Genomic DNA, 25676 nt, shown 5'->3' with positions numbered 1-25676 from the left:
CACTGTGAGGCTACCCGTCAACCAGCATAGTCCGCTCACATCATACGGCGCAAAGTCGCCATGGCTCGGAGCAGGACAAATGACCAGCAATCATCGCGAGCTTACCACGGAAGAAATGGACGTCGTCACCGGCGCTGGTCTTCTCGACATGCTGCATAGAATTAGAGAAAAGTTGGGATCAGCCTCACAGCTACCGACCAGCGCTTCTTCCAGCCCCCCAAGCGGCAGCACCGCCCATAGCGCTCAGTAAGGACCGCCTCAGTTGGCGGCCTCTTTCATCCGTCTTCGGGATCGAGGCCCTTGCCAAGCCTGGCCTGAAAGCTGAGGCTGCCTGTTTCGATCAGAGCAACTTTTAGGTGTATCGAAAAGCGGAACGCTGCTGGTTGGCGCTGTGGGTGAGCAATTTTGCTCAGACCCCAGAACAGAGATGTGCAATTTCTACCCGCCCATGGGAACGTCCGAGGTCAAACGACCAGCCCGGTCCTGCGAGGTTTGCACCCGCGCCATGACCCATATCAGTACGCTGGGAGCCTCGGGATTGCGCCGCAAGGTCTCCGTCTTCCGATGCGAACATTGCCTGCGGATAGAGGTCGAGAAGGAGTAAGGCTGCCTCGGTTGGCGGTCGGCCGGTACCTGAGTTCAGGTACGAACCTGGCTCTGCCCCAGGGGCCCTGGTTTGAAATTGGCAGTGGCTCATTTTGCAATGCGGAATTGAATCGCTTGCTGCGCGCATAGCGCGTACTGTCGCCCATCACCGCCTCACCATCGGCATCTATCGGTGACTGAGAGTATTGCGCTCCCGCCTCCTTCACGGAGAGCACCTTGACGCGCACCAAACCCCACCGACCCAAGCTTTCACTTGTGAGCCGCCTCATGCTCGAGGCAAATCGCCTCAAGGACGAGGCGCATAAGCTTCCTCACGGCCCCCTGGCGGATGCCATGATCCGGAAAGCGCGCCAGACCGAAACGGCGATGCAAGTGGATCAGTGGCTTTCATCACCGGGTCTGCAGGCTCCGAGGTAGCAACACCGACGCCCCTCCAACTCGAAGGAGCCAGTGCCCCTGCCTGGTGACCCGCCCCTGCGGATGTTCCGAATCAGGAACATTGAACCTCGGCCTTGTCCGTGTAGACTAATCTTTACCGGGGTTTTGCATCATCCCCCTCGGGGCTGGTAAGCCGCCGCCTGCGCTTCATTTAAGCAGGCGGCGTTTTAGTTTCCGATAAACGAAAAGGCCCCCGTGCGGGGCTGGCTGGGCGCTCACCTGTTTTCCGACCTCAGCGGCCTGGTTTGATTTTGGGGCGGCCTAACCTGGATTAATGACGCGCTTCCCCGGATTTGGAATCATTGCCGAACACAACGCCGAACATAACGGCTCCGTGGTCCGGCATGGGAAAAAGAGAAGCACCCAATATTGATCTCTCCCGGAAACCTCCAAGTGAGGGCGATACCCCGCGCACCGAGGAAGCCCGGCAGGTGGTCCAGGAGCAAATCGATCAGCAGCGCGCCATCCTGGAGAAGCTGCGCCGCAAGCTGAATTGAGGCCGCCTCGCTTGGCGGCCTCTTTCGTTTCACGGAGCACCCTGGAGATCTCCGCCCCTCCTGGAAGCTGACGCGCATCAAAGACGGATGGTGCGGACGCCGGCAGAATTCCGTAATCTTGTGGCACCGAACCTTTTCGTGGTCTTCCGCCTTCTCCGGAATGGGACCGCAACTCTGGGAATCTCAGTCATGACGGAAAACGCGCACCACGTCGCGAGCAGGCGCAATCCCCTCCTGGAGGCGGCGCAGGAGGAGATGATCAAGTTCGAGCGCAAGGAAAACGAGTTCCGCAAGAAGGACCGCCTGGAGCGCGCCGCCGAGCTCCGTTTGCCGCTGGACTCCATCAACGTTCATTAAGGCCGCGAACGGGCGCAGCCGACCGAGGCGCGTCGGCAGGCAGCCCCAGCATCTGCTCCACGTGGAGTGCGTCGCAGCCGGGCTGCGCGCCATTATGGTATCCAACTACCACAATTAAGCCATTGATCCCTCAATGGCATTTCGCCGGCGCCTACTGTGCATGGGGTTGTTTTCGATCTTTTGAAGAAGATGGCGTCGTCGAACGGCCTCTCACCACCGGCGTGCCGATCAGGCCGGCTCCGACGGCGCCGCCTCAGGCCATCCGTACTGAGGAAGAAGATGCGTGCATCGCTAGAGTAGCGCCAGCAGCACGATGCCGATCACCAGCACGACAAAGCCAGCCGCCGTCGCGGCGGCAAACGACCGCTCTACGTTGTCCATGATGCCACCCCGTTGCCGGCGCGCCACGTTCCCCCATGGCTGCACCGGACGGTGCGAAATCTCGCCTGCCCTTGTGTCCTGAGTTGTGCGAACGGATGTCGAAATTGGGACCGGTGCGGGGCCAGTCTGCGGCCTGGCGGCCCCGTTCTCGCGGCCATCGTCAGGCGCGCGTAAGCCTCGTCTCCTAGTCTGGGCGTGCTCGGTGGACCAACACCGGGTCTCCATGCCCAGTCGAAAACCCCGCTCCCCCCCGGGCGGGGTTTTCTATTTGCGAGACGGGCGAACACGCCGGCCCGGATTCCGTTCGTGGCCTTGTCAGGCTGTCGTAAGCTGAGCCGGCTAGGGTCGTGCGGCTATGGTGTTGCAGCCCAGCACCTCAGCCTCCAACAACCTTCTCCCCGCTTGGCTCTCCCAAGCGGGGTTTTTTCATGCCGGCCGGCCGGCTTACGAGTCCGCCTCCTCCCGCGTCAGCCACAGCGAGAAGGCACGAATTGCCGGCGCCGCGAGCAGCACGATCGGCAGCATCGCAGCCCATGCGATCAGCCACGACACCATCCAGTGCGCGAGGAAGACCAGCGCGTTCCCGGCCGGCAAGCTGGCGATGCCCGCCGCGATCAGCGAGGTCAGGCCGGACTGGATGATTCCGAAGACGAAATGAGAGTAGCGACGGGGGATGCCCAGCATGACGCGCCCATGTTGCTTGCCGTCACCCGGGGCAAGCAAGGCACATGCCGTCGCTTCCCCCGCCCCCGTAGTGACCGCCCAGGAACTCTGTTCTTGGTCGGAGAACCACGGGCACCAGGTCCTGCACCAAGTCTTGCTCCATGTCGCGCCGATGGCTGTTCTTTCGAGATTCGATTTCGTTTGTTTCAAAGCGCGGACGTTTTCGAGATAGCCGTGAATTCTCCGAGGCTTACCGACCGATTTTACTTGTCTCCGGAATATTATGCCGGCCAGCATGTTTGCAGTGATGGAAGTGAATCGTGGGAGAAGGCCATGAATCACAGGGGCGTTGAATTCACCGTCGCCAAGACGGCCATTCCCGGAATCTGGCAATGGCAGTTCCGCATCGGCGAGCAGGTCAAGACCGGCAGGACCGAGACCAGGATCGACCTCCTGGCGATCCGGCGGGTGCAGCTGCGCATCGATCGGGAGCTGAAGGCGATCGGACGCAAAGACGGCTTGGTCAATACGGTCTGAATCGGCCGCACCGGGATCGACGGCGGCACGACGCGTCATAAGGGCATTCCGTAGCCGCCCGGAATTGATCTGCCGATGGTTTGGGATTGGACTGCGTCTGGTCATGGCCGTGGGGACGGAGGGCCATCACGCGCGATCGGTGTCAGCCATGCCGCTCTACTTCTTTCGAATCCGGAACGGCCGTTATTCCGGCTGCGCCGACCAGGCGTCGGAATTTGCCGATCGCGACCTGGCCTGGAAGGAGATGACCAGCGTCTGCGCCGACATGGCCGCCGGCATCGCCCGCAAGCTCCAGGAAAATTCCGAATGGCACATGGAGCTGCTGGACGAGGCCAAGGAGCCCGTGTTCCGGATCCGCATCACCGCGGAAACCTTCGATTAGGGCCACCCTAATCCGCGCTGGGCAGCCGCCGCATCGTGAATTCGATGTCGCCGCCGGGCAGCTCGCGCCAAGTCTCGACTGCGCTCATATAGCCGGCCTTGGGGTAGCGGGCGAAGAAAGCCTCGGCCCTTTCCCGCGCCGCCGGGCGCGGCAGCGTGAAGGTCTCGCGCAGATAGCCGTCGCCGGCCGCTTCGCCCGGCTTGCGCCTGCGCGCCATCCGCTCGGCGAGATCCCGCGGACGATCGGCCATGTCCTGCCCTCCTCTACGCACATAACGCTCCCGGAGGATGTAGGAAGCGAGCCGCCCAAGAGGAGTCCCCGATCGAAGGCGTCAGCCGCCTCCGATCGGACAGAGAGGTCAATTGGCAGCGGTGCCGGATTTCTTCTTCGGCGCGCTAGTTGCGGCCGACGCCTTCGCCGCCGGCTGCTTCGGCGGATCGGAGCGCATGCCACCCCAGGGATCGTTGGACGCCTTGGAGTCCGGGATCTTCTTCAGCGTTTCCTTGTAGGCCTTGTCGCGCTCGGCTTCCGCGGCCTTCTCCTCGGGGGACTTGCTCGGACCGTCCTGCATCAAATTGATATTGGGCATTTGCGCATAGGCCGGTCCCGCCAGCACCACCAGCACCGCGGCCATACGGAAAAGCTTCATCATTGACTCCTTGATCATCCATAGAGGGCGGATCGCCCGCGCCTTGTCATCGTTGTCACGGCCGGATCGCGACCGCTCGGCCCGCTAGAGCCGGTCCGATCTGCACGATTTCGGCGCGTGCAGCCAGTCGTCCCAGATCGGGCCGCACCTGGTGCACCCGTTCAGCGCCAGGCCGAGCGCGGCCAGACAAAATACCAGGACATACCGACGCAACATCATCCACCCATACCCGGTCCGTGGCATCATATCGGGCGAAGTCGGGCATTTTCAAGCCGAAGGGACCGGCGGAGGGACCGGCGGCAGACCGGGTGACTCTGCCGTGCCAATCCGCGCAAGATGGCCGAAACATCCGGCAACACGGGAGGGAACGACAGCAATGCCATCGCAGCCAGAAGCCGAGTTCGGCATCACTGAGGCCCGACGCATACTCGGCGAGGTCTTTGCACCCTGGGTCCAGGATCTCAACCTCTCGGTCGAGCGCATCGAGCACGTGCCGCCGCCGGACGTGCCGGACTGGCAGCCGGCCGCGCTTCTGCGCATGCCGTTCTCGGAGCGGCTGTGCCGCAACGGCGGCGTGGTCTGCGGCCAGGCGCTGATGGCGCTCGCCGACACTGCGATGGTGATCGCGAACCTCGCCGCCAACCGCGGCTATCGTCCGATGACGACGGTCGACCAGACCACGCATTTCATGCGCGCCGTCTCCTCCGCGGACGTGCTGGCCGACGCCCGCGTGGTGCGGCTCGGACGCACCATGAGCTTCGGCCGCGTCACCCTGCTCTCGGCCACCGACAACAAGCCGGTGGCGATGGTGTCGAGCGCGTTCGCGATGCTGCCGGGCTGAGCATCATCCGAAACGAAAAAGCCGCGGAGCGCAAGGCTGACCGCGGCTTTCGACGGCGTCATGACGCGACGGGAAACGCGATCGCGGTCGCGCTTCGCACCGCCGCGCGCGAGAAATTACTTGCCGAGCACTTCGTCGGCTGCCGTCACGATGCTGACGTTCGGGTTCTTGCCGCAATAGGTCCCGAACTGCTTGGCGTTCTCGACGAACACGTCGGTGTCGATGATCGCGTTTTCCTCGTCGCCCTTGTACCAGCCGTCCATCCAGGTCAGCACCATCTTGATGGTGTCGTCCCCGCTCTCGAGGAACTGCTTGCAGCTCATGGTCGCGAGATCGAGCTTGGTGGCCTGAGCGGGCACGGACGACAGCGAGAGCGCCGCGGCGAACAGAAGCGAAAGCGTGGTCTTCATCAATATCTCCATCGGCGCGCAGCGCCATAAAGGAAAGTTCTTGGCGAAAGTCGGAGGAGCAGTTCTCCGCTTCAACGTCGTAAACGAAATCTGAAGCGCAGTGCAAGTAGCCCCAGTATTGAGTTTAGTTCAACGTAATTTCCATGCACTATTTTCACAAAGGTCATTATGGATCAACGCGGATGATCGAGAAGCGTACAGCGCAGCGCTACCGTGTTTTCAAGGGTGGAACGATCGCCTTTGAAAACAGCGGCATCGCGTGCACGGTGCGAAACATGTCGGCAGGCGGTGCGGCGATCGACCTCGATGGCCCGGTCACATTGCCGCAATCGTTCACGCTCGCGATCACGCGCGACAATTTCGAGCGGAATTGCCGGACCGTTTGGCGCAGCGACAGGCGCGTCGGCCTCGCCTTCGTGGAATAACGCGCACGATGTGAATGATCGTTCGCATCGCATCCATATCACGTTGATGATTGCTTGATGGCGACGACGCCGGCGCAGCTCACACCGGCTTGCCGGTGCCGCAGTCGGCACAGCCGACTCGCCAATGCCCGTCTCGGTTACTTCGGCTTCCTGGCAGGTTCAGCCGGACTCGCCCCGCTCCACGGGTCGTATTTTTACTTGGACTCGGGGATGCACTCGAGTGCGGCCTTGTAGGCTTTCTCGTCGACCTTGGGCGTGTTGTCCACCTTCTGGCGGCCCTCGTTGGGCTGGCGTCTGCCGCCGCCCATCTGCGCCTGCGCCGAGGCAACCGCCAGCGCCGGCACGGCGGCCGCCAAGACCAAAATCCTCATTGACGCAATCCCCTTCGTCCGGGGTACAAGCTAGCCGGCAATCGTGGAATAGCCAATGCCGCGGGCTCCAGGTCTTCAGGAGATCTTGGCTTCAGCAAATGTTGATCGGCCGGGACTTCGCCGGATCGCATTCGTGCCTATCTGTTGGCCCGCAGGGGACCTTCACGGATGTTGCGGATCATTGCTCTTGCGGCGCTGCTCGCCGGCTCGCTCACGCTTGGTGCCTGCGGCTTCGCCGACAGCCGCGCGCCGGTTCCCGAGTTCATGCGCATGAAGGAAGCCGAGCAGCAGCCGCCCGAACCGCCCCCCGACGTCAAGCGCGTGGTGCGCGAACAGATCGAATTCGTCTTCCTCAACACGTCCTATCCGCGCGAGGTGCATGTCGCCTCGCCCCATCGTGAGGTGCGGGGACCGGGCTGGACCGCCTGCGTTCGCGCGCAGCTCACCTCCGCGACCGGCTCGTCGCTCGGCGCCCAGACCTACGTCGTGACAATCACCGGCGGAAAGGTGGTTGATCGCCGGCGCGCGGAAGCTGACGACATCTGCGGGTCGGAAAGCTACGAGCCGATCTAGCAACAATCCAGGCTGACAGCGACCGGGTTCCGGGAAAAACCTGTAATTCGGCCGGAACGATCGCCGCCTCGCCTTCTTGTCCCGCCGAGGGCAGTTTCGAGGAGGACATGATGAGGACATTCACGATTGCATTGCTGGCTGGCGTCGGGGCTTTGGCCGCGGCGAGCGGCGCGAAGGCCGCCGACATCTACACGACCAGCGAGTACACCAGCCCCGATCTCGTCCAGCAAGTGCGGCTGGTCTGCGACGATGCCGGCAACTGCTATCGCACCCGGGGCGGTGCGCGCGTGATCGTGCGCGACTCCTACGCCACCATGCCGCGCGATCACTACTATGAGCGCCGCACCTATCGCGACTGGGATGATGGTCCGCGTGCCGGCGTCGGCATCCGGGCGCCCGGCGTCAGCGTTGGCGTCGGTGTCGGCGATCGCTGGTAGTCGATGAAGCCATGACAGGCGGGACCGGACGAGACCACTCGTCCGGTCCCGTTATCATGTTGGATGGGATCACCGCCGTCAGGCGGCGACCGATTGCTGCTGAAACTGCTCGTAGGCCGCGATCGCATCGGCGGCGTACATCAGCGACGGTCCGCCGCCCATATAGATGGCCATGCCGAGCGCCTCCTCGACCTCCTGGCGCGTCGCGCCGAGCTTGACGAGTGCTTCGGTGTGAAAGCCGATACATCCGTCGCAATGCGCGGCGACACCGAGCGCCAGCGCGATCAACTCCTTGGTCTTCTTGTCCAGCGCGCCGTCGTGCGTGGCGGCATGGGCGAGCGCGGAAAATCCCTTCATGGTGTTGGGAATGTCGCTCCGCAGCTTGCGCAGATTGGCGGAAATATTCCTGGTGATATCGACGTAGTTCTTGTCCATCGAACCCTCGCTAACTGGATTTGGTCGTCGTGGAAGTCGCCTCGTGCGGCGCGCGCAGGGCGACGTAGATCGCAGGGATGACGAGCACGGTGAGCAGCGTCGAGGACGCAAGCCCGAAGAGAAGCGAAATCGCCAGTCCCTGGAAGATCGGATCGAGCAGGATGGTCGCCGCGCCGATCATAGCGGCGAGTGCGGTCAGCAAGATGGGCTTGAAACGAACGGCGCCGGCTTCAAGCACGACCTCACGGAGCGACTTGCCGTCCCCGCCGCTGTGACGGATGAAATCGACAAGCAGGATCGAGTTACGCACGATGATGCCGGCAAGCGCGATGAAGCCGATCATCGAGGTGGCCGTGAACGGCGCGCCCAGCAGCCAATGTCCCAGCAGGATGCCGATCAGCGTCAACGGAATGGGCGTAAGGATCACGAGCGGCAGGCGGAAGCTCTTGAACTGAGCGACAACCAGCACGTAGATGCCGAGAATGGCTGCGCCGAAGGCGGCACCCATGTCGCGGAACGTCACCCATGTGATCTCCCATTCGCCGTCCCACAGCAGCGTGGGACGGGATTCATCGGTCGGCTGACCGTGCAGGCTGATCGCAGGCTTCGGCAGCTTGCCCCAATCATGGGCATCCACGCGATCCGCAACAGCCAGCATGCCGTATAGTGGCGCTTCGAATCGCCCGGCAAGTTCGGCCATCACCATGTCCGCGAAGCGGCCGTCACGACGGAAGATCGTCGGCGAACCCTCTTCCACGGTCGCCTTAACGACCTGCCCGAGTTCGACCACCGTCTTGCTGCCAGGCACCGTGTTGGCGGGCACGGGCGTGGAGGCCAGCGCCTCGTCCCAGACGAGGTCGCGCTTGCCGAGATGCACCGCGATCTCGATCGGGTTGCGATCCTCGCCGCGATGCGAATAACCGATCGAGATGCCGCCGAACAACGCCTGTATCGTGTCATAGACGTCGCGCTGCTCGACGCCGAAGAATTCGAGCCGGTCCTGATCGATCGACAGCCGCAGCCGTGGCCGCTTCTCGCCGATGGAATCGTCGACATCGACGATGAAAGGGACCTCGGCAAAGACCTTCTTCAGCTCGGCCGTCACAGCGCGGCGCGTCGCAGCATCCGGACCGTAGACTTCGGCAAGCAGCGTCGCCAGCACCGGCGGCCCGGGCGGCACTTCGACCACCTTGATGCTGGTGCCCTTTGGGATATCGAGCGCTTTCAGCCTTTGCCGCAGCTCCAGCGCGATATCATGGCTCGCCCGATTGCGTTCGCCGCGCGCGGCCAGGTTGACCTGCAGCTCGCCCATTTCGGGCTTTTCGCGCAGATAATAGTGCCGCACCAGGCCGTTGAAATTGAACGGCGCCGGCGTGCCGGCATAGGATTGTAGCGAGATGGCCTCCGGCAATTGCCGCGCGATCTCCGCCGCGCCGAACAGCGTGCGCTCGGTCGCCTCCAGGCTCGCCCCTTCCGGGAGGTCGACAACGACGGCGATTTCCGACTTGTTGTCGAACGGCAGCAGCTTGACCGTCACCGACTTGGTCGCGAATAGCGTCATTGACAGCAGTGTCGCGACACCGACGCCGAGCAGGAACATCCAGGCTGCGCGCTTACTCCGGACGATGGGAGTGGCAAGGCGCCGGTAAAGCCGCCCGAGCCGTCCTTCCTGGTGCGCGGCATGGGTCCCTGCGACCTCAGCTTTCGGCGCCAGCTTGAGCATGAGCCAGGGCGCAACGACCATCGCGACAAAGAAGGAGAACAGCATCGCCGCCGAGGCATTCGCCGGGATCGGCGCCATGTAGGGGCCCATCAATCCGGACACGAACAGCATCGGCAACAGCGCGGCAACCACCGTAAGCGTGGCGACGATGGTCGGGTTGCCGACCTCCGCCACCGCTTCGATCGTCGCCTGCAATCTCGACCGGCCGTCACGCATGCCCCAATGCCGCGCGATATTCTCGACCACGACGATGGCGTCGTCGACCAGGATGCCGATCGAGAAGATCAGCGCGAACAGGCTGACCCGGTTGATGGTGTAGCCCATCAGATTGGCCGCGAACATCGTGAGCAGGATCGTCGTCGGAATGACGACGAAAGTCACGACGGCCTCGCGCCATCCGATCGCGATCGCAATCAGCACCACGATCGAGATCGTGGCGAGCCCAAGGTGGAACAGGAGCTCGTTGGCCTTCTCGTTGGCGGTCTCGCCATAGTCGCGCGTCACCGTCACCTGAACGTCGTCGGGAATGAGGCGCCCCTTCAGTCCCTCGAGACGTCGGGCAATGTCGGCGGAGACCACGACCGCATTGGCGCCGGCGCGCTTGGCGAGCGCCAGACTGACCGCGGGCACACGCGACCACTGCCCCTTCTCGTCGCGCGCGTCGTTCCAGACCCGATGCTCGGTCGTGTTTGGTCCGATGATGACTGAGGCCACGTCCTTGACATAGACCGGCCGTCCGTCGCGCGTCGAGATCAAGAGCAACCCAATGTCGGGAATACCCGCGAGCGTCTGGCCGGCCGCGACGTTACGCACGACGCCGGCATCGCGGACCTGGCCGGCCAGGAACGAACGATTGGCGTCCTTCACCTTGGCCACGAGGTGTTGCAGCGTGACGCCGAACAGCGACAATTTCTCCGGATCCGGCTCGACCCTGATCTGCTGCGCCGCGCCGCCAGAGATGTAGGTCAGTCCGATGCTGTCGATCTTTATGAGCTCCGAGCGCAGCTTGTCGGCGAGCTCGAATAGGTCCTTGTCCGTCCAGCGTCCGGCCGCCTCCGGCTTCGGCGCCAGTGTCAATACTGTCACCGCGACATCATTGATGCCACGACCGACGATCAGCGGTTCGGGGATGCCGACCGGGATGCGATCGAGATTGGCGCGGATCTTCTCATGGACGCGGAGGATCGCATCCTCCGACTTCGTTCCGACCAGGAACCGCGCGGTGACCATCACGCGGTCGTCCTCGGTCTGGCTATAGACATGCTCGATGCCGTCGATGCCCTTGACGATCGCTTCCAGCGGCTTGGTGACGAGTTCGACTGCGTCGGGCCCGCGCAAGCCGTCGGCATTGACGCGGATATCGACCATTGGCACGCTGATCTGCGGCTCTTCCTCCCGCGGGATCACGACGACGGCGATGAGGCCGACCACGAGCGACGCGAGCAGGAACAATGGCGTCAACGGCGAGGCGATCGTCGCCTTGGTGAGCCGACCTGAGAGTCCGAGATTCACGGCCGCACCAATTGGTCGCCGGCACGGATGCCGGACAGGATCTCAAGCCCATCGGGGAGCGCGGGCGTCGGCAGTTCGCGTCCGCGCTGCACCGGCACGTCGATAACCCCGCTGGCCTCCTGAAGCCGCACGTAGTCGATGCCGAACCGGGTCGTCACGTAGCCTGCCGGAATGACGAATGCCGGCCGCGTGCCGCCGGAGATCCACACCCGCAGCCGATCCCCGACGAAGTATTCGCCGAGACCTTCGACGCTGGCGTCTGCAATGACGCGGCCCTCCTCGATCTGCGGATAGACGAGATCGATCACGCCCCATTTGGACGCCTCCTCGCCAAACTCGGCGCCGTCGACTCGAATCCTGTCGCCGGCTTTGAGCAGCCGTGCGTGCCGCTCCGGCACCCTCAACCGCAACTTGAAATGCTGCTGCGCGACGGTGACGATCGCGTCTCCGGACATCACCACAGAGCCGACAGTGACGAGCTTTTTCAACACCCGGCCACCGGAAGGCGCCAGCACCTGACCCTCGCTGAGCTGCTGCGCGATCACGCTGCGGTCGGCGGTCTTCGCGCGCAGCCCGTTATCGGCCACGTTCAGCGCGGTCCGGGCCTCGTCAAGCTTGACGCGCGGGAGCGTGCCGCGCTCGACCAGACCCTCAATGCGCGTGAAATCGATCTGCGCCTGATTGGCCTGAGCCTGGAGCGCCTCGATCTGCGCATCCAGGGCCTTCATCTGAAGGGCCAGCTTCTCGTCACCAATGGTCGCGATCGCCTGGCCGGCGGTCACAGGATCCCCCTCCCTGACATTAAGCTGGACCACAATTCCGCCGATGCGTCCACGAGCGGGCACAACGCTGACACTCTCCACCGTTGCAAACACGGCCTTTTCGTCGGCGACGGAGTGCTGCGCCACGGTGAGCGTTTCCGCCGCGGCGAGACCGCTCTGCAGGGCGGTGGCTGCGAGAACCGCCAACAATCCTAGGAGTCGCATGGGGCGTGTCCGTGTCATCATGGAACCGTTACACCGCGGCGCGGTGTCCTCTGTCATATCGTCAGCTTTATCGGGTGGGGCGTTGATCTTGCTCAACGCGCCGCAACTTGGGTGCTCGTAGACTTCATTTCGACCTTGCGGACTTGCTTGCGGACTTGGGTGCACAAAACACCTGATAGAGCGTCTTCAGGATCTCGCGGGCCGGCTCGCTCGCGATCGAATAGAAGATCGTCTGCGCGTCGCGACGCGAGGACACCAGGCCATCCTTGCGGAGGAGCGCAAGATGCTGAGAGACCGTGGAGTCCCGCAGGTTCAGGAACTCGGCAAGTTCGCCGACCGAACGCTCGCCATCGATGAGCTGGCAGATGATGAGGAGCCGGTGCCGGTTGGACAGCGCCTTCAAGAGGTCGCTCGCATGGTCCGCCGCCCGCGCCATGGTTTCGCTATCTATTTTCATACTTGCGTATATACGAATATATGAATATATAGTCAAGCATCGCGGCGGAACGGCCAGGGCGCAACTGGCGGAGCCGCTCACCAGTGGAGGTAACCTATGGCGGAAGTTGTCGTAATTGGAGCCGGTCTTAGCGGGACGCTGATGGCCTATGAGTTGCTGCCCCAGCTCGGAAAGGACGACCGCGTGAGCGTGATCTCGCAGGGCGCGGTCTATCACTTCGTCCCATCGAACCCTTGGGTGGCAGTCGGCTGGCGAAAGCGCAGCGAGATCGAGATCGATCTCGTTGACATCATGAAGCGCAAGGGCGTGCGCCTGCTGACGCAGGGCGCCAAGCGCGTGCACCCGACCGAGAATCGCGTCGAGCTCGGCGATGGCATGTCGATCAACTACGACTATCTTGTCGTCGCGACGGGGCCTGAGCTTGCCTTCGACGAGATTCCCGGCCTGGGCCCGCAAGGCCACACGCAATCAATCTGCCACGTAGACCACGCCTCGCACGCGAAGGACGCATTCGAAAAGCTTGCAGCCAACCCCGGCCCGGTCGTGATAGGCGCGGTCCAGGGCGCGTCCTGCTTCGGCCCGGCGTACGAATTCCTGTTCATACTGGAAACCGAGTTGCGCCGGCGCAAGCTACGCGACCAGGTCCCCATGACGTTCGTCACCTCGGAGCCCTATGTCGGCCACCTCGGCCTTGACGGCGTCGGCGATACCAAGGGCCTTCTCGAAAGCGAGATGCGTGAGAAGCACGTCAAGTGGATTACCAACGCGCGCGTCAAGGGCGTCGAAGCGGGCAAGATGGTCGTCGAGGAGCTCGGTGACGACGGCGCGGTGCGCAAGACACACGAGCTGCCCTTTGCCTATTCGATGATGCTGCCGGCGTTCCGCGGCGTCGAGGCGGTTCGCGGCATCGACAAGCTGACCAACCCGCGCGGCTTCGTCGTCGTCGACAAGCACCAGCGCAACCCCGCCTTCCCCAACGTCTTCGCGGTCGGGGTGTGCGTTGCGATCGCTCCGGTCGGGGCGACCCCGGTGCCGGTCGGCGTGCCGAAAACGGGCTTCATGATCGAATCCATGGTGACCGCGACCGCGCTGAATATCGGCGCCCTGCTCCGGGGCAAGGAGCCGAGCGCACAGCCGACCTGGAATGCGATCTGCCTTGCCGATTTCGGCGATTCCGGCGTCGCCTTCCTGGCGCAGCCGCAGATCCCGCCGCGCAATGTCAACTGGTCGTCCAAGGGCGAGTGGGTGCACTACGCCAAGGTCGCCTTCGAGAAGTATTTCCTCCGCAAGATGCGACGCGGCGAGAGCGAGCCGTTCTATGAGCGCTTCCTGCTCGACAAGCTGAACATCGCCAAGATCAAGGAGGTCCGGACGGGCACATGAGCGAGACACGCCAGATCGTCTGCGGGCATTGCGGGCGGACCAACCGCCTTCCAGTCGAGCGTACGCCGGAAGGCGCGCGCTGCGGCGCCTGCCACCAGCCGATGTTCACCGGCCACCCCATCGAGGTGGACGAGGAAGCCTTTGGTCGCCATGTCGACAACAGCGACATTCCCGTTCTGGTCGACGTCTGGGCGCCCTGGTGCGGGCCATGCCGCGCCATGGCGCCGATGTTCGAGCGCGCCGCGCAGCAACTGGAGCCGCAGATCCGGCTGTTGAAGCTCAATTCGGACAACGCTCCTGCATTGTCGTCGCGCCTCAACATCAGCGGCATCCCGACGCTGTTGCTGATGCGCGGCGGCCGCGAGATCGCCCGCCACGCCGGCGCGATGGATGCACGCAGCATCGTGGCTTGGACCCAGGCCAGCCTGACCCATTCGTAATGCCAACAGACTCAAACAGGAGCATGCCATGAATCTCGATAAAGCCGTTCTCGCCTTCGCAGGTTTCGTCGTCCTGCTCGGACTCGCGCTGGGCACCTACGTGAATGCGTACTGGTACCTGCTGACAGCGTTCGCCGGGCTGAACTTGTTGCAGGCCTCGTTCACGGGCTTCTGCCCCGCTGCGATCGTGTTCAAGAAGCTTGGCCTGAGCAGCGGCTGCGCGTTCTCGTGAGCGCAGCGGAGAAATCAGTGCAATTCGACGGAGACAGTCCATGACCTATCACTTCTCGAAAACGGTCGACCTGCCGTTCGACGCAGCGGTTGCGGCCACGACCGCAGCGCTGAAGAACCATGGCTTCGGCGTGCTCACCCAGATCGACGTGAAGGATACCCTGAACAAGAAACTCGGGGCCGAGTTTCGGCCATATCTCATCCTCGGAGCATGCAATCCCAAGCTTGCCTATGAGGCGCTGACCCTCGAGGACAAGATCGGCACGATGCTCCCCTGCAACGTCGTAGTTCAGCAGCGCGAGGGCGGCAAGGTCGAGATTTCGGCTGTAGATCCCGTCGCCTCGATGGCGGCGATCGAGAACCCGAAGCTCGGCGCCGTCGCCGGACAGGTTCGCGAATTGCTGAAGCAAGTCGTCGCCGAGATTGCGTGAGACCATTCGGACAGATTGCAGAGGCCGACCATGACCGACGACACCTTCATCGAGGGACCTCTCTACGAGAAGCGGAGAAAGGTCTATCCGCAATCCGTCCACGGCCCTTTCCGTCGCATCAAATGGGCGATCCTCTGCGTCACGCTCGGGACCTATTATCTCCTGCCCTTCCTACGCTGGAATCGCGGGCCCGGCCTGCCGGACCAGGCCGTGCTGGTCGATCTTCCGCACCGCCGCTTCTACTTCTTCTTCATCGAGCTTTGGCCGCAGGAGGTCTACTATTTCACCGGTCTGCTGATCATCGCGGCGATGACGCTGTTCCTGATGAATGCGGTCGCGGGACGGGTTTGGTGCGGCTACATGTGCCCGCAGACCGTGTGGACCGACCTGTTCTACGCCGTCGAGCGCTGGGTCGAGGGCGACCGGCGCGAGCGCATGCAGGGCGACAAGCGCTACTGGACGTTCGATCACGTCCGGAAGGTCGCACTGAAGCACTTTCTCTGGATCATGATCGCCTGGTGGACCGGCGGCGCATGGGTGCTCTATTTCGCCGATGCACCGACGCTTGTGAAGGAGCTCGCCACCTTCCAGGCCCCGTTCATCGCCTATCTCTGGATCGGCATCCTCACCGCCACGACCTATGTCTTCGCGGGTCACGCCCGCGAGCAGATGTGCATCTACATGTGCCCGTGGCCGCGCATCCAGGCGGCGCTGACGGACGAATGGGCGCTCAACGTCACCTATCGGCGCGACCGCGGCGAGCCGCGCATGTCGGTGAAGAAGGCGGACGCAGCCCGCGCGCATGGCGATTTCGCCGGCGACTGCGTCGATTGCCATCAGTGCATCAATGTCTGCCCGACCGGGGTCGACATCCGCCACGGCATCCAGCTCGGCTGCATCCAGTGCGGCCTGTGCATCGACGCCTGCGACAACGTGATGCGCGAGATCGGCCGGCCCGCCGGCCTGATCGGCTACGATACCGACATCAATATGCAGCGCCGGCGCGAGGGCAAGGCACCGCTCTACCGAATCATCCGTCCGCGCACGCTGGTCTATGTCGCGGCCATCGCCATCGTCGGCAGCATCATGATCTATGCGCTCGCCACCCGCGCGACGATGGACGTCAACGTGCTGCATGAGCGCAATCCCCTCTTCGTCCAGCTCTCGGACGGCGGGGTGCGCAACGACTACACCGTCCGCATCCTGAACAAGGGCGCGCAGCGATCGTTTGCGATCGAGGTCTCCGGTCTGCCCGGCGCAACCATTCGCGTCGCCGGCATCGAAGCCAGCTCCGACGGAAAGCCCGTCATCGAGGTCGGGCAGGATCAGACCCGCGAGGTCAGGCTGTCGGTGCAGATCGGCCCCGGCGACCTGCCGAAGACCTCCCGCGACGTCGACATCGCCATCATCGAGACCGCCGGCGGCGGACGCGCAAGCGCCCGCGATCATTTCGTGCCGGGCGAGCAGTAGCTCCGAGATTCCATGGCGCATCCGGCGGCTGCCGCCGGATGCTTGATGAGACGTTAATGTTACCGCTCGAATTGAAGCGGCGTCCCAACGGTATTTTCCAATCTTTGCGCTAAGCATGGCCTCCTGAACGGGGACGACGGGACGTGGTCGATATCGCGCACCAGGCTGCGATCAATCCGGCATCGGCAAAGCATGCCGAGGCTGTGCGCGCGCTCGTCCCGCTCACGGCGATCGAAGCCAGCCAGTGGCGCGCGCTGGCGCAGCGCACGATCGAGCCGAACGGATATTACCTGCCGGGCTGGGAGCTCGCCGTCAGCGCATCCGCGCGCGGCCGCACGGATGCCGAAGCGCTTCCCGCTTTCGACGGATCGCGGCTGATCGGGCTGATGCCCGTGATCTCGCTCTGGCGTGCCTGGAGGATTCCCCTGCCCGCTCTGGTGAGCGCGCATCCCTACGGCACGCTGTGCAGCCCGCTGATCGACCGCGAGGCTCCGATCGAGGCGGCGACACGGCTGCTGCAGCAGGCTCGCGATGCCGGTGCGCATGCGCTGGTGCTGAACGATATTGCGCTCGACGGCGCGGCGATGAATTCGGTCAGGCAAGTTCTCGATCGCGACGGCCTGAAGCCGCGTATCCTCTCTTCCTACATCCGCGCCAGTCTCGACGCGACGCAGGACGGTGAATCACTGCTCCGTGACGCGCTCGGCGCCAGGAAGCTCAAGGAACTGCGCCGCCAGCGTCATCGTCTCGAAGAACACGGCGCCGTCGTGTTCGACGTCGCGCGCAGACCCGACGAGATCGGAGCTGCGCTCGAAACATTCCTGCAGCTCGAAGCCAGTGGCTGGAAAGGCAAGCGCGGCACCGCGCTGGTCCAGCATGCAGGCGATGCCGCCTTCATCCGCCGCGCGGTTCTCGCGCTGGCAGAGACCGCGCAGTGCGAGGTCATCACGCTTCGCGCCGGCGCGATTCCGGTCGCCGCCGGCATCGTGCTGCGGCATCGGGATCGCGCCTTTTTCTTCAAGCTCGGCATCGACGAGCGCTTTGCAAGATATTCGCCGGGGGTGCAGCTCACGCTCGAGCTCACCCGCCACCTCTGTGCCGACCCCGCCATCGCCAGCGCGGATTCCACGGCGAGCGCCGACCACCCCATGATCAACCCGATCTGGCGGGGACGCTTCGCAATCGGGGACGTGCTGATCCCGCTGCGGCGGAACGATCCGGTCGTGGCGCTCATTCACGGGGCGCTCGCGGCGCACGGCATCGCATACGCAGCGGCGCGCCGCGCAGTCCGCCTGGTTCGCAAATAGGATAGCTCCTACTCCGCCGCCTGCGCGTTGATCTCCGCCGAGACCTCGCGGATGGCGCGCGCGAGCATGTTCGGATCCTGCGCGCCGGAGACCGCGTATTTCTGCGCGAACACGAAGGTCGGCACGCCGGAGATGCCCTTCTCGGCGGCCTCCTGTGCGTCGCCCGATACGCGCGCGACGTCCTCGTCGGTCGCAAGGCGCTTGCGCACGTCGCCGGCATCGAGGCCGACATCGGCAGCCGCCTGCACCAGCACGTTCACGTCGGTGAGGTCGCCGCCGTCGCGGAAGTAGAGCTCCATCAGGCGCTGCTTCATCTCGGGCGCCTTGCCGATCGCCTCGGCCCAGAGGATCAGGCGGTGGCAGTCGGTCGTGTTGGGCTGGCGCGCGACGAGCTCGGGCCGGTAGAGGAGGCCCTCTTCGCTTGCGGCTGCAACGACACGCCCCGCAATGCCCTTATAGGCCTCGACCGAGCCGAACTTCTTGGTGAGATAGTCCTCGCGGCTGATGCCCTCGCGCGGCACCCAGGGATTGAGGAAGAAGGGACGGAAATTGAGCTTGACCGGAACGTCCGGAACGAGCGCCAGCGCGCTCTCGATCCGGTGCTTGCCGATGTAGCACCAGGGGCACACCACGTCGGAGACGACGTCGATCTGAAGCGGTTTCAGCGTGCTCATGTCGGGCGCCTCCTTCGGACGGTAAAGGTTCGCCCAAAGATAAGCAGAACCCGTTCCGAGGCAAGGGCGCTAGCTCATGGCTGCTGCCATTTGTCGGAGCCGCTCGGCCGTGCGCTCGTCCGCCGGGAAGAAGGTTTCCAGAGCCAACTCCGACAGCGTGATGTCGACGGGCGTGCCGAATACCATGGTGGTGGAGAAGAAACTTAGTATCTCCCCATCGTGGCGCAGCTTGAAGGGGATCGCGACATTTTCGCTCGACAGCGGTGCCGCGCGCGCCGGGATCGGATAGCTCTTCAGGTCATTGTAGAGCTTGATCAGCTCGGGATCGGCCGTCGCCTCGCATTGCCGGTGCAGCCGCTCCAGAAGATGCCCGCACCATTCCGCAAGATTGACCGTGCGCGGCGCAAGCGCTTCGGGATGAAAGGCGAGCCGCAACACGTTGAAGGGCTGGCCCAGCAGCCGCTGCGGGATGCCGGCGAGCAGCGGCGCCAGCATGCGGTTGGCGGAGACCAGATTCCAGTGCCGGTCATAGGCCAGCGCCGGATTTGGCTCGTGCGCCCTGAGGACGAGGTCGATCGCCTGGCGGGCTGATTTCAAGGCGGGATCCTCCAGCGGGCGCTGCGGAAAGGCCGGGGCATAGCCGGCCGCGACCAGCAGCACGTTGCGTTCGCGCAAGGGCACGTCGAGGCGCTCGGCGAGCCTGAGCACCATGTCGCGCGAGGGCGCGGCACGGCCGGTCTCGACGAAGCTCAAATGCCGCGCCGAGATCTCGGCCTCGCCTGCGAGATCGAGCTGGCTCATGCGGCGGCGCTGCCGCCATTCTCGCAAATGGTCGCCGATATGGATCGGCTGGCTGCGCTCGGTGTGTGCCGTCGATGCATGTGCGTTCATGGTCGGAAACCTAGCATGCGAATTTCCGCCCTTCCATTACGTCGGAGGTAATCGAATTGGTCCTCGGACCGGCGCATCTTCGGTCGCAACAGGAGATGACCATGATCGCATTGCTGCTCTACCGGACCGTCGCAGACCACCTCGCCCCCTGGGCCATGGCGTTAGCAACCCGGATGCTGGCACGCAGCCTCAACGTGCCCGAGCCGCTGGTGCATTCGACCGGAGACTATGTCGTCGCGCAGGTCACGGCTTTCGAGCACGGCATCGGCAGGAGCCTCTGCCCGTTCCGCCTGGCCCGCCTGCTACGCGCCTGGTGGCGCGGATTGCGCTGAGTTTTTTCCCGAGCCCAACCCAACCATGGAGACCACGATGATCGACGCATCCACCTTCCTGCGCCGCGCACTGCTCGCCGACGCGATCTTCAGCGGTGTCGCCGCCCTCGGCTTCACCCTCGGCGCCAGCTCGTTCGCGGCGATGTTCAACCTGCCCGAAGCGCTGCTGCGCGAGACCGGCCTGTTCCTGATCGCCTATACCGTACTGGTCGGCTGGCTTGCCTCGCGCACAGTGGTGCCGAAGCCGCTCGTGCTGCTGGTCGTGGTCGGCAATGCGGCCTGGACGGTCGGCAGCATCGCGCTGCTGCTCTCGGGCACGGTGTCGCCGAACCTCGCCGGCGAGCTCATGGTCGTGGCGCAGGCGATCGCGACCGGCGTGTTTGCCGAGCTGCAATATGTGGGTTTGCGCCGGAGCGGGAGTGTGGCGGCGGCGTGAGGCTCGGACTGAGCGGCTCACCACTCGCGATCGTCGCCCGGCTTGACCGGGCGACCAGTATTCCAGAGGCGATCGACAGATGCGCCGGTCAGCCGGGGCATGCCGCAGCGCTACGCCCGCGCACGGCCGTTCGCCCCGACAACGGCATGGCCGTTCAGCTTCTTCTTTTTCGCAGCCTTGTTCTTGAGGCCCTTGCTCTTGGTGTCCTTGTTCGCAAGGTCCTTGGCCCCCGCCTTCTCGGCCTTGCGCTCCGCGCGCGCCTTCACCTTGGCGCGTTCGGCCCGTGCCTCGGCGCGCAGCTTCTTGCGCTTCTTCTCGCACGACTCGCACTTGCAGCCGATCGGCTTCAGATAGGCTTTGAAATAGTCGGTGCCGTAATCGTAGTTGATCTCGTCGCCCGGCTCGATGTTCTTGATGGCGCGGATGAAGACCTTGCGCTCGCGCGGCCGGACGTCGGATTCGGCGTTGGGCCGGCACGAATGGTTGATGTAGCGCGCGAGATTTTTGCGCACCGAGCCGTCGATGGTCCAGCGGCCGTTGAGCTCGAACAGGTACTTGTTCTCGATGTCGTCGTGTTCCGGGATCCGCGAGTCCAGGATCGGTCCGTAATAACGGATGATCCGGGTGCCCTTCTTGATCGGCTTGGTGGCGAAGAGGCCGAGTCCGGTTTTGGAGCGGCCGACGCGATATGGTTTTTGCGAGGAGATGGCTGGCATGATCAAGGGAACGAGGACGCGAACGAGGCCGGATCGGCCCAAGCGAAGCCGCTCTTCTAGAACGATTCCGCGCCGCTGTCAGGTGCCTGTCGGCCTTGTTTGAACCTTGCCCACAATCAAGACGTCTGATGGTACGGAGTTCCCGCTCGATCAAAGGCGTCATCATGATCCGCATCACCAACGCAGGCCTGGCCGTGTTGCTGATGTGCACCGGTCTCGACCGCGCCGACGCCCAATTCGTGGGCAGCACTTATACCTCGACGGCGCCGAAGGATTGCCGCCAGATCGGCAAGCCCAGCGAGCTCGACGGCAGCACCACGCGGGTCTGCAAGGGCAAGGATGGTCTCGTGGTCCTGATTGCCGAGGACGATCTTCGCGAAATCGTCTCCGTCGGCCGCAATCGCAAGGCCGCGGCCGAGGAACCGGCGGCAAAAGTCTGGTTCGCGCCGTTCAATTCGTCGGAGACCACCGTCGAATGGCGCACGGCGGGCACCAAGCCGTTTGCGATGATCCAGCGCTGGCACATCGCCGACGGATCCGATCCCGACAAGCAGGGTCGGCCGAACACCAAGGCCATGCTCGTGGTGACCCGGCTGCCGCCGGGGCCGGTCTGTCACGTCGCCTATGTCGATGCCATCGCCAATCCGAACGGCATCGAGCTCGCACGCAAGGCGGCCGACGATTTCGCCCGCGGCTTCATTTGCGGCAAGGACGAGGTGAAGATCGTCGGCGCAAGCGGCCGCGCCGTCGAGCTGGCAACGATGCGCTGAGCTCTCGGCGCTAAGCCCTCGCCGTGGCCCGCCGATAGCGCGCCAGAAGCCGCTCGCCCTTCGCGGCGATCCGCCGCGCCGCCGCCACCGTCGTCGGAACGGGCTCGCCCCAGGCATGCGCCGACAACGCGTGCCGGGTCGGCCGTCCGTTTGCGTCCACGAGCGGCGGCAATTTCGCGCGGCCATAGAAGCGCACCGCCCAGCTTCCCTTCCGCCGCATCTCCTGCGGTGTCATCTCGGACTGTTTCTTGGTGACGCCCGGTCGCAGGCGGGCACCCTGATTGCGCGCAAAGGCCTTGCGGCCTGCCGCTGTCAGACCTCCGCGCGGATCCTTTTCGCGCGCCGAGGTGCTACGCTTGCGCGCGCTCTTCGCTGTCTTCTTCGCGGTGCGCCTGCGAGCCTTTTTCGCCGATGTCTTCCCGGCTGATGTCTTGGCTGATGTCTTCTTGGCTGACTTTTTCGCCTTCGAGGTCTTCTTCGCTGCCATGCGCATGTTGTCCACGAGGTTGGGATAGCGGCGCCCGGCGCGGCGCACGCCTGCCTTCGCGGCCGATTTCTGCGCGGGGCTGAGATGCCTGGATGCCTTGCCGGCGCGCTTGCGCGGGTTCTGGCGTTTCCAGGGGGCACGGGGTGATCTTGCCATGCAGCCTCAACGCCCGACGATGGCGGGAGTTGCGTTCGGCCGGATGGATCAGGGACCGGGCAGCTTTCCCGTGATCGGCGCCATCAGCATCGCCTCGAGCAGCCGTTCGGGCGTCGTGCCCTCGGGCAGGCGCCCCAGAATATCCTCCAGCCGCCCGTCGAGCAGCAGCATGGTGAAACCGTGCACCATCGACCAGGCGCGCGCGATGGCGGCGCCCTGGTTCAGCGTCAGCGCATCGCCACTGATCTGCTCCTGCCGCATCATGCCGATGGCATTGGCGAGCCCGGCGAAGGAGGCTTCGGCCGCCTCGTGCAGCGACGGCCTGGAATAGTCGAGGCGCTCGGTGCGGAACATGATGCCGTACATGCCGGGGTGGGCTTGCGCATAGGCGACATAGGCTTTCGGCCGCGCCAGCGCGCGCGCGAGCGGCGTGGTGGCAGCATCGCAGGACGACGCCATCGCCGCGTTGAACTGGCGAAACCCGACGGCCGCAAGCTCGCTGAGCAGACCGGTGAGATCACCGAAATGATGGGTCGGCGCTGCATGCGAAACGCCCGCCTCACGCGCCACCGCGCGCAATGTCAGGCCGGAAAGCCCGTCTCGCTCCAGCACCCTTTCGGCGGCCTGGAGCAGCGCCTCGCGCAGGGCGCCGTGATGGTAGGGCGTCTCGGTCTTCGCACTCGTCGCGCGAGGCGCCGGACGCGATGCCGCGGTCGAAGTCGTTTTTCTGGGTGCACGCGAGCTTCGCGCCGTTTCGCCCTTGGTGTCGGTCTTGGCCATTTGCAAGCTATATGACGCAATATTGACAGTGTAAAGATTTCACTTGACGCTCGCAGCGATCGGCCCTAATTCATCTTTACGATGTAAAGATAAGGGAGGGAATGCGCCGTGCACCAGGACGCCGTCACTGAGCGCCGCAACAACATCGCGCCGATTCCCTTCGAGGCCGACGCGCCCTTCCTGAAGATCGTCGGCGAATTGCCGCGCGACCTGAACGGCACGCTCTACCGCAACGGCCCCAATCCGCAGTTCGAGGCGCCGGGCGCGCACTGGTTCGTCGGCGACGGCATGCTGCACGCCTTCCAGCTCGAGAACGGCCGCGCCAGCTATCGCAACCGCTGGGTCCGCACGCCGAAATGGCTGGCCGAGCACGATGCCGGCCGCGCCCTGTTCGGCGGCTTCGGCCGCAAGCTGCCGGATGCGCCCGCAAACCTCACCGACGGCGGCGTCGCCAACACCAACATCATCTTCCACGCCGGCAAGCTGCTGGCACTCGAAGAAGCGCATCTGCCGACCGAGATCGAGCCGGGCACGCTGGCAACGCGCGGCTATCACAATTACCAGGGCCGCGTCGCCGGCAGTTTCACCGCGCATCCGAAGCTCGATCCCGTCAGCGGCGAGCTGGTGTTCTTCGGCTACAACGCCGCAGGTCCGCTGACCTCCGCCCTCTCCTACGGGTCGATCGATGCCTCCGGCAAGGCGAGGCGCTTCGAACGCTTCGAGGCACCCTATGCCAGCATGGTGCACGACTTCATCGTCACCAAGAACCATGTGCTGTTTCCGATCCTGCCCATCACGGGCAGCATGGAGCGCGCGATGAACGGACGGCCGCCCTATGCCTGGGAGCCGGACAAGGGCGCGTATGTCGGCGTGATGAAGCGCAACGGCACTGCAAAGGACATGGTCTGGTTTCGATCTGATGCCTGCTACGTCTTCCACGTCATGAACGCGTGGGAGGACGGCAACCGCATCATCGCCGATGTCATGCAGTTCGAGGAAGCGCCGCTGTTTCCGCATCCCGACGGACGACCGACGGATCCGGAGAAGTCGCGCGCCCGCCACTGCCGCTGGACGTTCGATCTCTCAGGCAATTCCGACCGCTTCCAGCAGACTTATCTGGACGATCTCACCGGCGAATTCCCACGCATCGACGATCGCCGCGCCGGGTTGAAAAACCGACACGGCTGGTACGCCTGTGCCAATCCGCGGCTGCCGATGTTCGGTGCGCTCTCAGGCATCGTCCATGTCGACGGCACGGGAAAGCGGCTCGGCCATTATCTGCTGCCGGCCGGCGACACCATTTCCGAGCCGGTGTTCGTCGAGCGATCGAGCGATGCAGCCGAAGGCGATGGCTGGCTGCTCGCGGTGGTCTGGCGTGCGCGGGAGAACCGCAGCGATCTCGCCGTGTTCAACGCCACCGACATCGAGGCCGGTCCCGTCGCGCTGGTGCAGCTCGGCCACCGTGTGCCGGACGGCTTTCACGGCAATTGGGTCGGGGCACAGTAGTTCTCGTCATTCCGGGCCGCAACGAAGTCGCGTCGCTCCGGAATGACCTCGTGGACACAGGGAGGTCTCGCATGCACATGCCCTCGATCATCACCGGCTGCCTCGCCGTCCTCGCCTGCGCCGTGCTCGCCGCCCAGATGACCCGGCTGCGGCGGAACAGCCATGCCATCTTCAACGGCGGCATCTTGCTCTTCATCGGCCTCCTGATCGCTTCCGCGATGCCGATCCTGTCGCGCCTGCCCTGGGCCGAATTCGCCGACGAGACAGCCGACCAAGCCATTGCGGCACTTCATCTTTTGGAGATCACTTACGTCATTTTGACACTGTAAAGATTTTGCTTGACCCGAGATCGTCGCTGCACTACTTATCTTTACACCGTAAAGATCGGCCTGACCGAGGCGCCCATGACGATTTTCCTGATCCTTGCGCCCTACGGCGCTTACACGCTCCTGATGCTGGTGACATCGGCCACGATGAGCGTGTTCGTGGCCTCGGCGATCTGTCTCGCCACCGTCGCGCTCGACGTCGTGCGCGGCCGCTCGGTGAAGACCCTGGCCGCGGGCTCGGCGATCGTGTTCGCCGCAATCGGCCTCTACCTCGCGCTGCGCGATCCGGCGCTCGGCCCGCTCGGCGTCAAGCTGTCGGTCGACATCGGCATCTTCGTCATCTCGCTCGGCTCGATGCTGGTCCGCCGTCCTTTCACGCTGCAATATGCGGTTGAATCGGTGCCGCCCGAGACCGCGGCGATGCCCGGCTTTCTCCATGCCAATTACGTCATCACCGGCGCATGGACCGCGGCCGCGCTGTTGATGGCGGCCGCCAATCTCGTGCTGCTCTATGTTCCCGGCCTGCCGCTCTGGTCGAGCCTTGCGGTCGCCTTCGCCGCCCGCAACAGCGCCATCTACTTCACAAAATGGTATCCCGAGTATCGGCAGATCAAGTACGGTGCGCCGGCCAGCGCAATGCCCAACGCCCGCTGAACAGGA

At 64.2% G+C, this 25676-nt stretch carries 34 protein-coding genes; 20 read left to right on the top strand and 14 right to left on the bottom strand.

Annotation, left to right across the window (positions count from 1 at the left end):
- Nucleotides 1–1346 precede the first annotated feature (1346 nt).
- Complete coding sequence (locus tag NR187_RS26440; RefSeq protein ID WP_211385277.1) at nt 1347–1541, top strand: hypothetical protein; 195 nt, start codon at nt 1347–1349, stop codon at nt 1539–1541.
- 189 nt (nt 1542–1730) lie between these two features.
- Complete coding sequence (locus NR187_RS26435) at nt 1731–1898, top strand: hypothetical protein (RefSeq protein WP_211385278.1); 168 nt, start codon at nt 1731–1733, stop codon at nt 1896–1898.
- Nucleotides 1899–2723: 825 nt separating this feature from the next.
- Here the strand turns inward: NR187_RS26435 and NR187_RS26430 are convergent.
- A complete protein-coding gene (locus tag NR187_RS26430) occupies nt 2724–2963 on the bottom strand; it encodes a DUF2798 domain-containing protein (RefSeq protein WP_256808186.1) in 240 nt (79 codons plus the stop codon).
- 312 nt (nt 2964–3275) lie between these two features.
- Here NR187_RS26430 and NR187_RS26425 point away from each other — a divergent pair, with 312 nt between their 5' ends.
- Together NR187_RS26425 and NR187_RS26420 are read left to right on the top strand one after the other, a co-directional pair.
- On the top strand, nt 3276–3479 hold the full coding sequence (locus NR187_RS26425) for a hypothetical protein (protein WP_211385280.1): 204 nt from the start codon (nt 3276–3278) through the stop codon (nt 3477–3479).
- A gap of 148 nt (nt 3480–3627) precedes the next feature.
- On the top strand, nt 3628–3861 hold the full coding sequence (locus NR187_RS26420) for a hypothetical protein (protein WP_211385281.1): 234 nt from the start codon (nt 3628–3630) through the stop codon (nt 3859–3861).
- A gap of 7 nt (nt 3862–3868) precedes the next feature.
- Here the strand turns inward: NR187_RS26420 and NR187_RS26415 are convergent, their stop codons facing one another.
- Together NR187_RS26415 and NR187_RS26410 are read right to left on the bottom strand one after the other, a co-directional pair.
- Nucleotides 3869–4111, bottom strand: coding sequence for a hypothetical protein (locus tag NR187_RS26415; protein ID WP_256808185.1), 243 nt, complete (start codon nt 4109–4111; stop codon nt 3869–3871).
- 108 nt (nt 4112–4219) lie between these two features.
- Nucleotides 4220–4510, bottom strand: coding sequence for a hypothetical protein (locus tag NR187_RS26410; RefSeq protein WP_211385283.1), 291 nt, complete (start codon nt 4508–4510; stop codon nt 4220–4222).
- A gap of 376 nt (nt 4511–4886) precedes the next feature.
- Here NR187_RS26410 and NR187_RS26405 point away from each other — a divergent pair, with 376 nt between their 5' ends.
- Nucleotides 4887–5351: a PaaI family thioesterase gene (locus NR187_RS26405; RefSeq protein ID WP_211385284.1), complete on the top strand. Its 465-nt coding sequence runs from the start codon at nt 4887–4889 to the stop codon at nt 5349–5351.
- A 116-nt stretch (nt 5352–5467) separates the two neighbouring features.
- Here the strand turns inward: NR187_RS26405 and NR187_RS26400 are convergent, their stop codons facing one another.
- Complete coding sequence (locus tag NR187_RS26400; RefSeq protein WP_211385285.1) at nt 5468–5761, bottom strand: HdeA/HdeB family chaperone; 294 nt, start codon at nt 5759–5761, stop codon at nt 5468–5470.
- Nucleotides 5762–5943: 182 nt separating this feature from the next.
- Here NR187_RS26400 and NR187_RS26395 point away from each other — a divergent pair, with 182 nt between their 5' ends.
- Nucleotides 5944–6186 carry a PilZ domain-containing protein gene (locus tag NR187_RS26395; RefSeq protein WP_211385286.1) on the top strand — a complete coding sequence of 81 codons (243 nt, stop codon included), beginning with the start codon at nt 5944–5946 and terminating at the stop codon, nt 6184–6186.
- Nucleotides 6187–6380: 194 nt separating this feature from the next.
- Here NR187_RS26395 and NR187_RS26390 read toward each other — a convergent pair whose 3' ends face one another.
- Nucleotides 6381–6557 carry a hypothetical protein gene (locus NR187_RS26390; RefSeq protein WP_256808184.1) on the bottom strand — a complete coding sequence of 59 codons (177 nt, stop codon included), beginning with the start codon at nt 6555–6557 and terminating at the stop codon, nt 6381–6383.
- Nucleotides 6558–6725: 168 nt separating this feature from the next.
- Here NR187_RS26390 and NR187_RS26385 point away from each other — a divergent pair, with 168 nt between their 5' ends.
- Nucleotides 6726–7130, top strand: a complete 405-nt coding sequence (locus NR187_RS26385) for a hypothetical protein (RefSeq protein WP_211385288.1) — start codon at nt 6726–6728, stop codon at nt 7128–7130.
- A gap of 107 nt (nt 7131–7237) precedes the next feature.
- Complete coding sequence (locus NR187_RS26380; protein WP_256808183.1) at nt 7238–7567, top strand: hypothetical protein; 330 nt, start codon at nt 7238–7240, stop codon at nt 7565–7567.
- Between the two features lie 78 nt (nt 7568–7645).
- On the opposite strand, the gene NR187_RS26375 is transcribed toward NR187_RS26380, so the two are convergent.
- From NR187_RS26375 to NR187_RS26360, 4 genes are all read right to left on the bottom strand, one after another.
- Nucleotides 7646–8002, bottom strand: coding sequence for a carboxymuconolactone decarboxylase family protein (locus NR187_RS26375; RefSeq protein WP_256808182.1), 357 nt, complete (start codon nt 8000–8002; stop codon nt 7646–7648).
- Nucleotides 8003–8012: 10 nt separating this feature from the next.
- Nucleotides 8013–11237 (bottom strand): efflux RND transporter permease subunit, encoded by a 3225-nt coding sequence (locus NR187_RS26370; RefSeq protein WP_211385291.1) that lies wholly within the window; start codon nt 11235–11237, stop codon nt 8013–8015.
- Nucleotides 11234–12223: an efflux RND transporter periplasmic adaptor subunit gene (locus tag NR187_RS26365; protein ID WP_211385292.1), complete on the bottom strand. Its 990-nt coding sequence runs from the start codon at nt 12221–12223 to the stop codon at nt 11234–11236. The genes NR187_RS26370 and NR187_RS26365 overlap by 4 nt, the downstream gene beginning before the upstream one ends.
- A 124-nt stretch (nt 12224–12347) precedes the next feature.
- The gene (locus NR187_RS26360; RefSeq protein ID WP_249129227.1) at nt 12348–12659 is read right to left on the bottom strand and encodes a helix-turn-helix transcriptional regulator; all 312 of its coding nucleotides are present in this window, start codon (nt 12657–12659) and stop codon (nt 12348–12350) included.
- A 117-nt stretch (nt 12660–12776) separates the two neighbouring features.
- On the opposite strand from NR187_RS26360, the gene NR187_RS26355 reads away from it, so the two are divergent.
- From NR187_RS26355 to NR187_RS26330, 6 genes are all read left to right on the top strand, one after another.
- Nucleotides 12777–14063: an NAD(P)/FAD-dependent oxidoreductase gene (locus NR187_RS26355; protein WP_211385294.1), complete on the top strand. Its 1287-nt coding sequence runs from the start codon at nt 12777–12779 to the stop codon at nt 14061–14063.
- Complete coding sequence (gene trxC, locus NR187_RS26350; protein WP_211385295.1) at nt 14060–14503, top strand: thioredoxin TrxC; 444 nt, start codon at nt 14060–14062, stop codon at nt 14501–14503. Before NR187_RS26355 ends, trxC begins: the two co-directional genes overlap by 4 nt.
- Before the next feature lie 28 nt (nt 14504–14531).
- The gene (locus tag NR187_RS26345; protein ID WP_211385296.1) at nt 14532–14735 is read left to right on the top strand and encodes a DUF2892 domain-containing protein; all 204 of its coding nucleotides are present in this window, start codon (nt 14532–14534) and stop codon (nt 14733–14735) included.
- 40 nt (nt 14736–14775) lie between these two features.
- On the top strand, nt 14776–15165 hold the full coding sequence (locus tag NR187_RS26340; RefSeq protein ID WP_211385297.1) for a DUF302 domain-containing protein: 390 nt from the start codon (nt 14776–14778) through the stop codon (nt 15163–15165).
- A gap of 30 nt (nt 15166–15195) precedes the next feature.
- Entirely contained in the window at nt 15196–16635 is a 1440-nt protein-coding gene (gene ccoG, locus NR187_RS26335) for a cytochrome c oxidase accessory protein CcoG (protein WP_211385298.1), read from the top strand.
- A gap of 143 nt (nt 16636–16778) precedes the next feature.
- Nucleotides 16779–17942: a GNAT family N-acetyltransferase gene (locus NR187_RS26330; protein ID WP_256808180.1), complete on the top strand. Its 1164-nt coding sequence runs from the start codon at nt 16779–16781 to the stop codon at nt 17940–17942.
- 8 nt (nt 17943–17950) lie between these two features.
- Here NR187_RS26330 and NR187_RS26325 read toward each other — a convergent pair whose 3' ends face one another.
- Entirely contained in the window at nt 17951–18616 is a 666-nt protein-coding gene (locus NR187_RS26325; protein ID WP_211385300.1) for a DsbA family oxidoreductase, read from the bottom strand.
- Nucleotides 18617–18685: 69 nt separating this feature from the next.
- A complete protein-coding gene (locus NR187_RS26320) occupies nt 18686–19507 on the bottom strand; it encodes a helix-turn-helix domain-containing protein (protein WP_211385301.1) in 822 nt (273 codons plus the stop codon).
- A gap of 101 nt (nt 19508–19608) precedes the next feature.
- On the opposite strand from NR187_RS26320, the gene NR187_RS26315 reads away from it, so the two are divergent.
- Both NR187_RS26315 and NR187_RS26310 read left to right on the top strand, forming a co-directional pair.
- Nucleotides 19609–19839 carry a hypothetical protein gene (locus tag NR187_RS26315; RefSeq protein WP_211385302.1) on the top strand — a complete coding sequence of 77 codons (231 nt, stop codon included), beginning with the start codon at nt 19609–19611 and terminating at the stop codon, nt 19837–19839.
- 37 nt (nt 19840–19876) lie between these two features.
- The gene (locus tag NR187_RS26310; RefSeq protein WP_211385303.1) at nt 19877–20275 is read left to right on the top strand and encodes a hypothetical protein; all 399 of its coding nucleotides are present in this window, start codon (nt 19877–19879) and stop codon (nt 20273–20275) included.
- Nucleotides 20276–20385: 110 nt separating this feature from the next.
- Here NR187_RS26310 and NR187_RS26305 read toward each other — a convergent pair whose 3' ends face one another.
- Nucleotides 20386–20991 (bottom strand): SET domain-containing protein, encoded by a 606-nt coding sequence (locus NR187_RS26305; RefSeq protein ID WP_211385304.1) that lies wholly within the window; start codon nt 20989–20991, stop codon nt 20386–20388.
- A 164-nt stretch (nt 20992–21155) separates the two neighbouring features.
- Here NR187_RS26305 and NR187_RS26300 point away from each other — a divergent pair, with 164 nt between their 5' ends.
- The gene (locus NR187_RS26300; protein WP_256808282.1) at nt 21156–21761 is read left to right on the top strand and encodes a hypothetical protein; all 606 of its coding nucleotides are present in this window, start codon (nt 21156–21158) and stop codon (nt 21759–21761) included.
- A gap of 10 nt (nt 21762–21771) precedes the next feature.
- Here the strand turns inward: NR187_RS26300 and NR187_RS26295 are convergent, their stop codons facing one another.
- Entirely contained in the window at nt 21772–22404 is a 633-nt protein-coding gene (locus tag NR187_RS26295; protein ID WP_256808175.1) for a DUF6321 domain-containing protein, read from the bottom strand.
- Nucleotides 22405–22452: 48 nt separating this feature from the next.
- Entirely contained in the window at nt 22453–23184 is a 732-nt protein-coding gene (locus NR187_RS26290) for a TetR/AcrR family transcriptional regulator (protein ID WP_256808174.1), read from the bottom strand.
- Nucleotides 23185–23292: 108 nt separating this feature from the next.
- Between NR187_RS26290 and NR187_RS26285 the strand changes: the two genes are divergently transcribed.
- From NR187_RS26285 to NR187_RS26275, 3 genes are all read left to right on the top strand, one after another.
- Nucleotides 23293–24690 (top strand): carotenoid oxygenase family protein, encoded by a 1398-nt coding sequence (locus NR187_RS26285; RefSeq protein WP_256808173.1) that lies wholly within the window; start codon nt 23293–23295, stop codon nt 24688–24690.
- Nucleotides 24691–24761: 71 nt separating this feature from the next.
- Nucleotides 24762–25019, top strand: a complete 258-nt coding sequence (locus NR187_RS26280) for a hypothetical protein (RefSeq protein WP_256808172.1) — start codon at nt 24762–24764, stop codon at nt 25017–25019.
- A 75-nt stretch (nt 25020–25094) separates the two neighbouring features.
- Entirely contained in the window at nt 25095–25670 is a 576-nt protein-coding gene (locus NR187_RS26275) for a hypothetical protein (RefSeq protein WP_211385309.1), read from the top strand.
- Nucleotides 25671–25676 lie beyond the last annotated feature (6 nt).

The sequence above is a fragment of the Bradyrhizobium sp. Bra64 genome, assembly GCF_024519875.1.
Taxonomy (GTDB): Bacteria; Pseudomonadota; Alphaproteobacteria; order Rhizobiales; family Xanthobacteraceae; genus Bradyrhizobium; species Bradyrhizobium japonicum_G.
This window is presented reverse-complemented; position numbering and strand designations above follow the sequence as displayed.

Bases quoted from the DNA above. Each gene is read 5' to 3' on its own strand.
- NR187_RS26295 (WP_256808175.1), bottom strand. From the start codon at position 22,404: ATGGCAAGATCACCCCGTGCCCCCTGGAAACGCCAGAACCCGCGCAAG.
- NR187_RS26360 (WP_249129227.1), bottom strand. From the start codon at position 12,659: ATGGCGCGGGCGGCGGACCATGCGAGCGACCTCTTGAAGGCGCTGTCC.
- trxC (WP_211385295.1), top strand. From the start codon at position 14,060: ATGAGCGAGACACGCCAGATCGTCTGCGGGCATTGCGGGCGGACCAAC.
- NR187_RS26405 (WP_211385284.1), top strand. From the start codon at position 4,887: ATGCCATCGCAGCCAGAAGCCGAGTTCGGCATCACTGAGGCCCGACGC.
- NR187_RS26400 (WP_211385285.1), bottom strand. From the start codon at position 5,761: ATGAAGACCACGCTTTCGCTTCTGTTCGCCGCGGCGCTCTCGCTGTCG.
- NR187_RS26290 (WP_256808174.1), bottom strand. From the start codon at position 23,184: ATGGCCAAGACCGACACCAAGGGCGAAACGGCGCGAAGCTCGCGTGCA.
- NR187_RS26410 (WP_211385283.1), bottom strand. From the start codon at position 4,510: ATGAAGCTTTTCCGTATGGCCGCGGTGCTGGTGGTGCTGGCGGGACCG.
- NR187_RS26340 (WP_211385297.1), top strand. From the start codon at position 14,776: ATGACCTATCACTTCTCGAAAACGGTCGACCTGCCGTTCGACGCAGCG.
- NR187_RS26355 (WP_211385294.1), top strand. From the start codon at position 12,777: ATGGCGGAAGTTGTCGTAATTGGAGCCGGTCTTAGCGGGACGCTGATG.
- NR187_RS26385 (WP_211385288.1), top strand. From the start codon at position 6,726: ATGTTGCGGATCATTGCTCTTGCGGCGCTGCTCGCCGGCTCGCTCACG.
- NR187_RS26390 (WP_256808184.1), bottom strand. From the start codon at position 6,557: ATGAGGATTTTGGTCTTGGCGGCCGCCGTGCCGGCGCTGGCGGTTGCC.
- NR187_RS26365 (WP_211385292.1), bottom strand. From the start codon at position 12,223: ATGCGACTCCTAGGATTGTTGGCGGTTCTCGCAGCCACCGCCCTGCAG.
- NR187_RS26300 (WP_256808282.1), top strand. From the start codon at position 21,156: ATGATCCGCATCACCAACGCAGGCCTGGCCGTGTTGCTGATGTGCACC.
- NR187_RS26415 (WP_256808185.1), bottom strand. From the start codon at position 4,111: ATGGCCGATCGTCCGCGGGATCTCGCCGAGCGGATGGCGCGCAGGCGC.
- NR187_RS26430 (WP_256808186.1), bottom strand. From the start codon at position 2,963: ATGCTGGGCATCCCCCGTCGCTACTCTCATTTCGTCTTCGGAATCATC.
- ccoG (WP_211385298.1), top strand. From the start codon at position 15,196: ATGACCGACGACACCTTCATCGAGGGACCTCTCTACGAGAAGCGGAGA.
- NR187_RS26280 (WP_256808172.1), top strand. From the start codon at position 24,762: ATGCACATGCCCTCGATCATCACCGGCTGCCTCGCCGTCCTCGCCTGC.
- NR187_RS26395 (WP_211385286.1), top strand. From the start codon at position 5,944: ATGATCGAGAAGCGTACAGCGCAGCGCTACCGTGTTTTCAAGGGTGGA.
- NR187_RS26345 (WP_211385296.1), top strand. From the start codon at position 14,532: ATGAATCTCGATAAAGCCGTTCTCGCCTTCGCAGGTTTCGTCGTCCTG.
- NR187_RS26435 (WP_211385278.1), top strand. From the start codon at position 1,731: ATGACGGAAAACGCGCACCACGTCGCGAGCAGGCGCAATCCCCTCCTG.
- NR187_RS26325 (WP_211385300.1), bottom strand. From the start codon at position 18,616: ATGAGCACGCTGAAACCGCTTCAGATCGACGTCGTCTCCGACGTGGTG.
- NR187_RS26420 (WP_211385281.1), top strand. From the start codon at position 3,628: ATGCCGCTCTACTTCTTTCGAATCCGGAACGGCCGTTATTCCGGCTGC.
- NR187_RS26425 (WP_211385280.1), top strand. From the start codon at position 3,276: ATGAATCACAGGGGCGTTGAATTCACCGTCGCCAAGACGGCCATTCCC.
- NR187_RS26375 (WP_256808182.1), bottom strand. From the start codon at position 8,002: ATGGACAAGAACTACGTCGATATCACCAGGAATATTTCCGCCAATCTG.
- NR187_RS26315 (WP_211385302.1), top strand. From the start codon at position 19,609: ATGATCGCATTGCTGCTCTACCGGACCGTCGCAGACCACCTCGCCCCC.
- NR187_RS26380 (WP_256808183.1), top strand. From the start codon at position 7,238: ATGATGAGGACATTCACGATTGCATTGCTGGCTGGCGTCGGGGCTTTG.
- NR187_RS26310 (WP_211385303.1), top strand. From the start codon at position 19,877: ATGATCGACGCATCCACCTTCCTGCGCCGCGCACTGCTCGCCGACGCG.
- NR187_RS26305 (WP_211385304.1), bottom strand. From the start codon at position 20,991: ATGCCAGCCATCTCCTCGCAAAAACCATATCGCGTCGGCCGCTCCAAA.
- NR187_RS26275 (WP_211385309.1), top strand. From the start codon at position 25,095: ATGACGATTTTCCTGATCCTTGCGCCCTACGGCGCTTACACGCTCCTG.
- NR187_RS26320 (WP_211385301.1), bottom strand. From the start codon at position 19,507: ATGAACGCACATGCATCGACGGCACACACCGAGCGCAGCCAGCCGATC.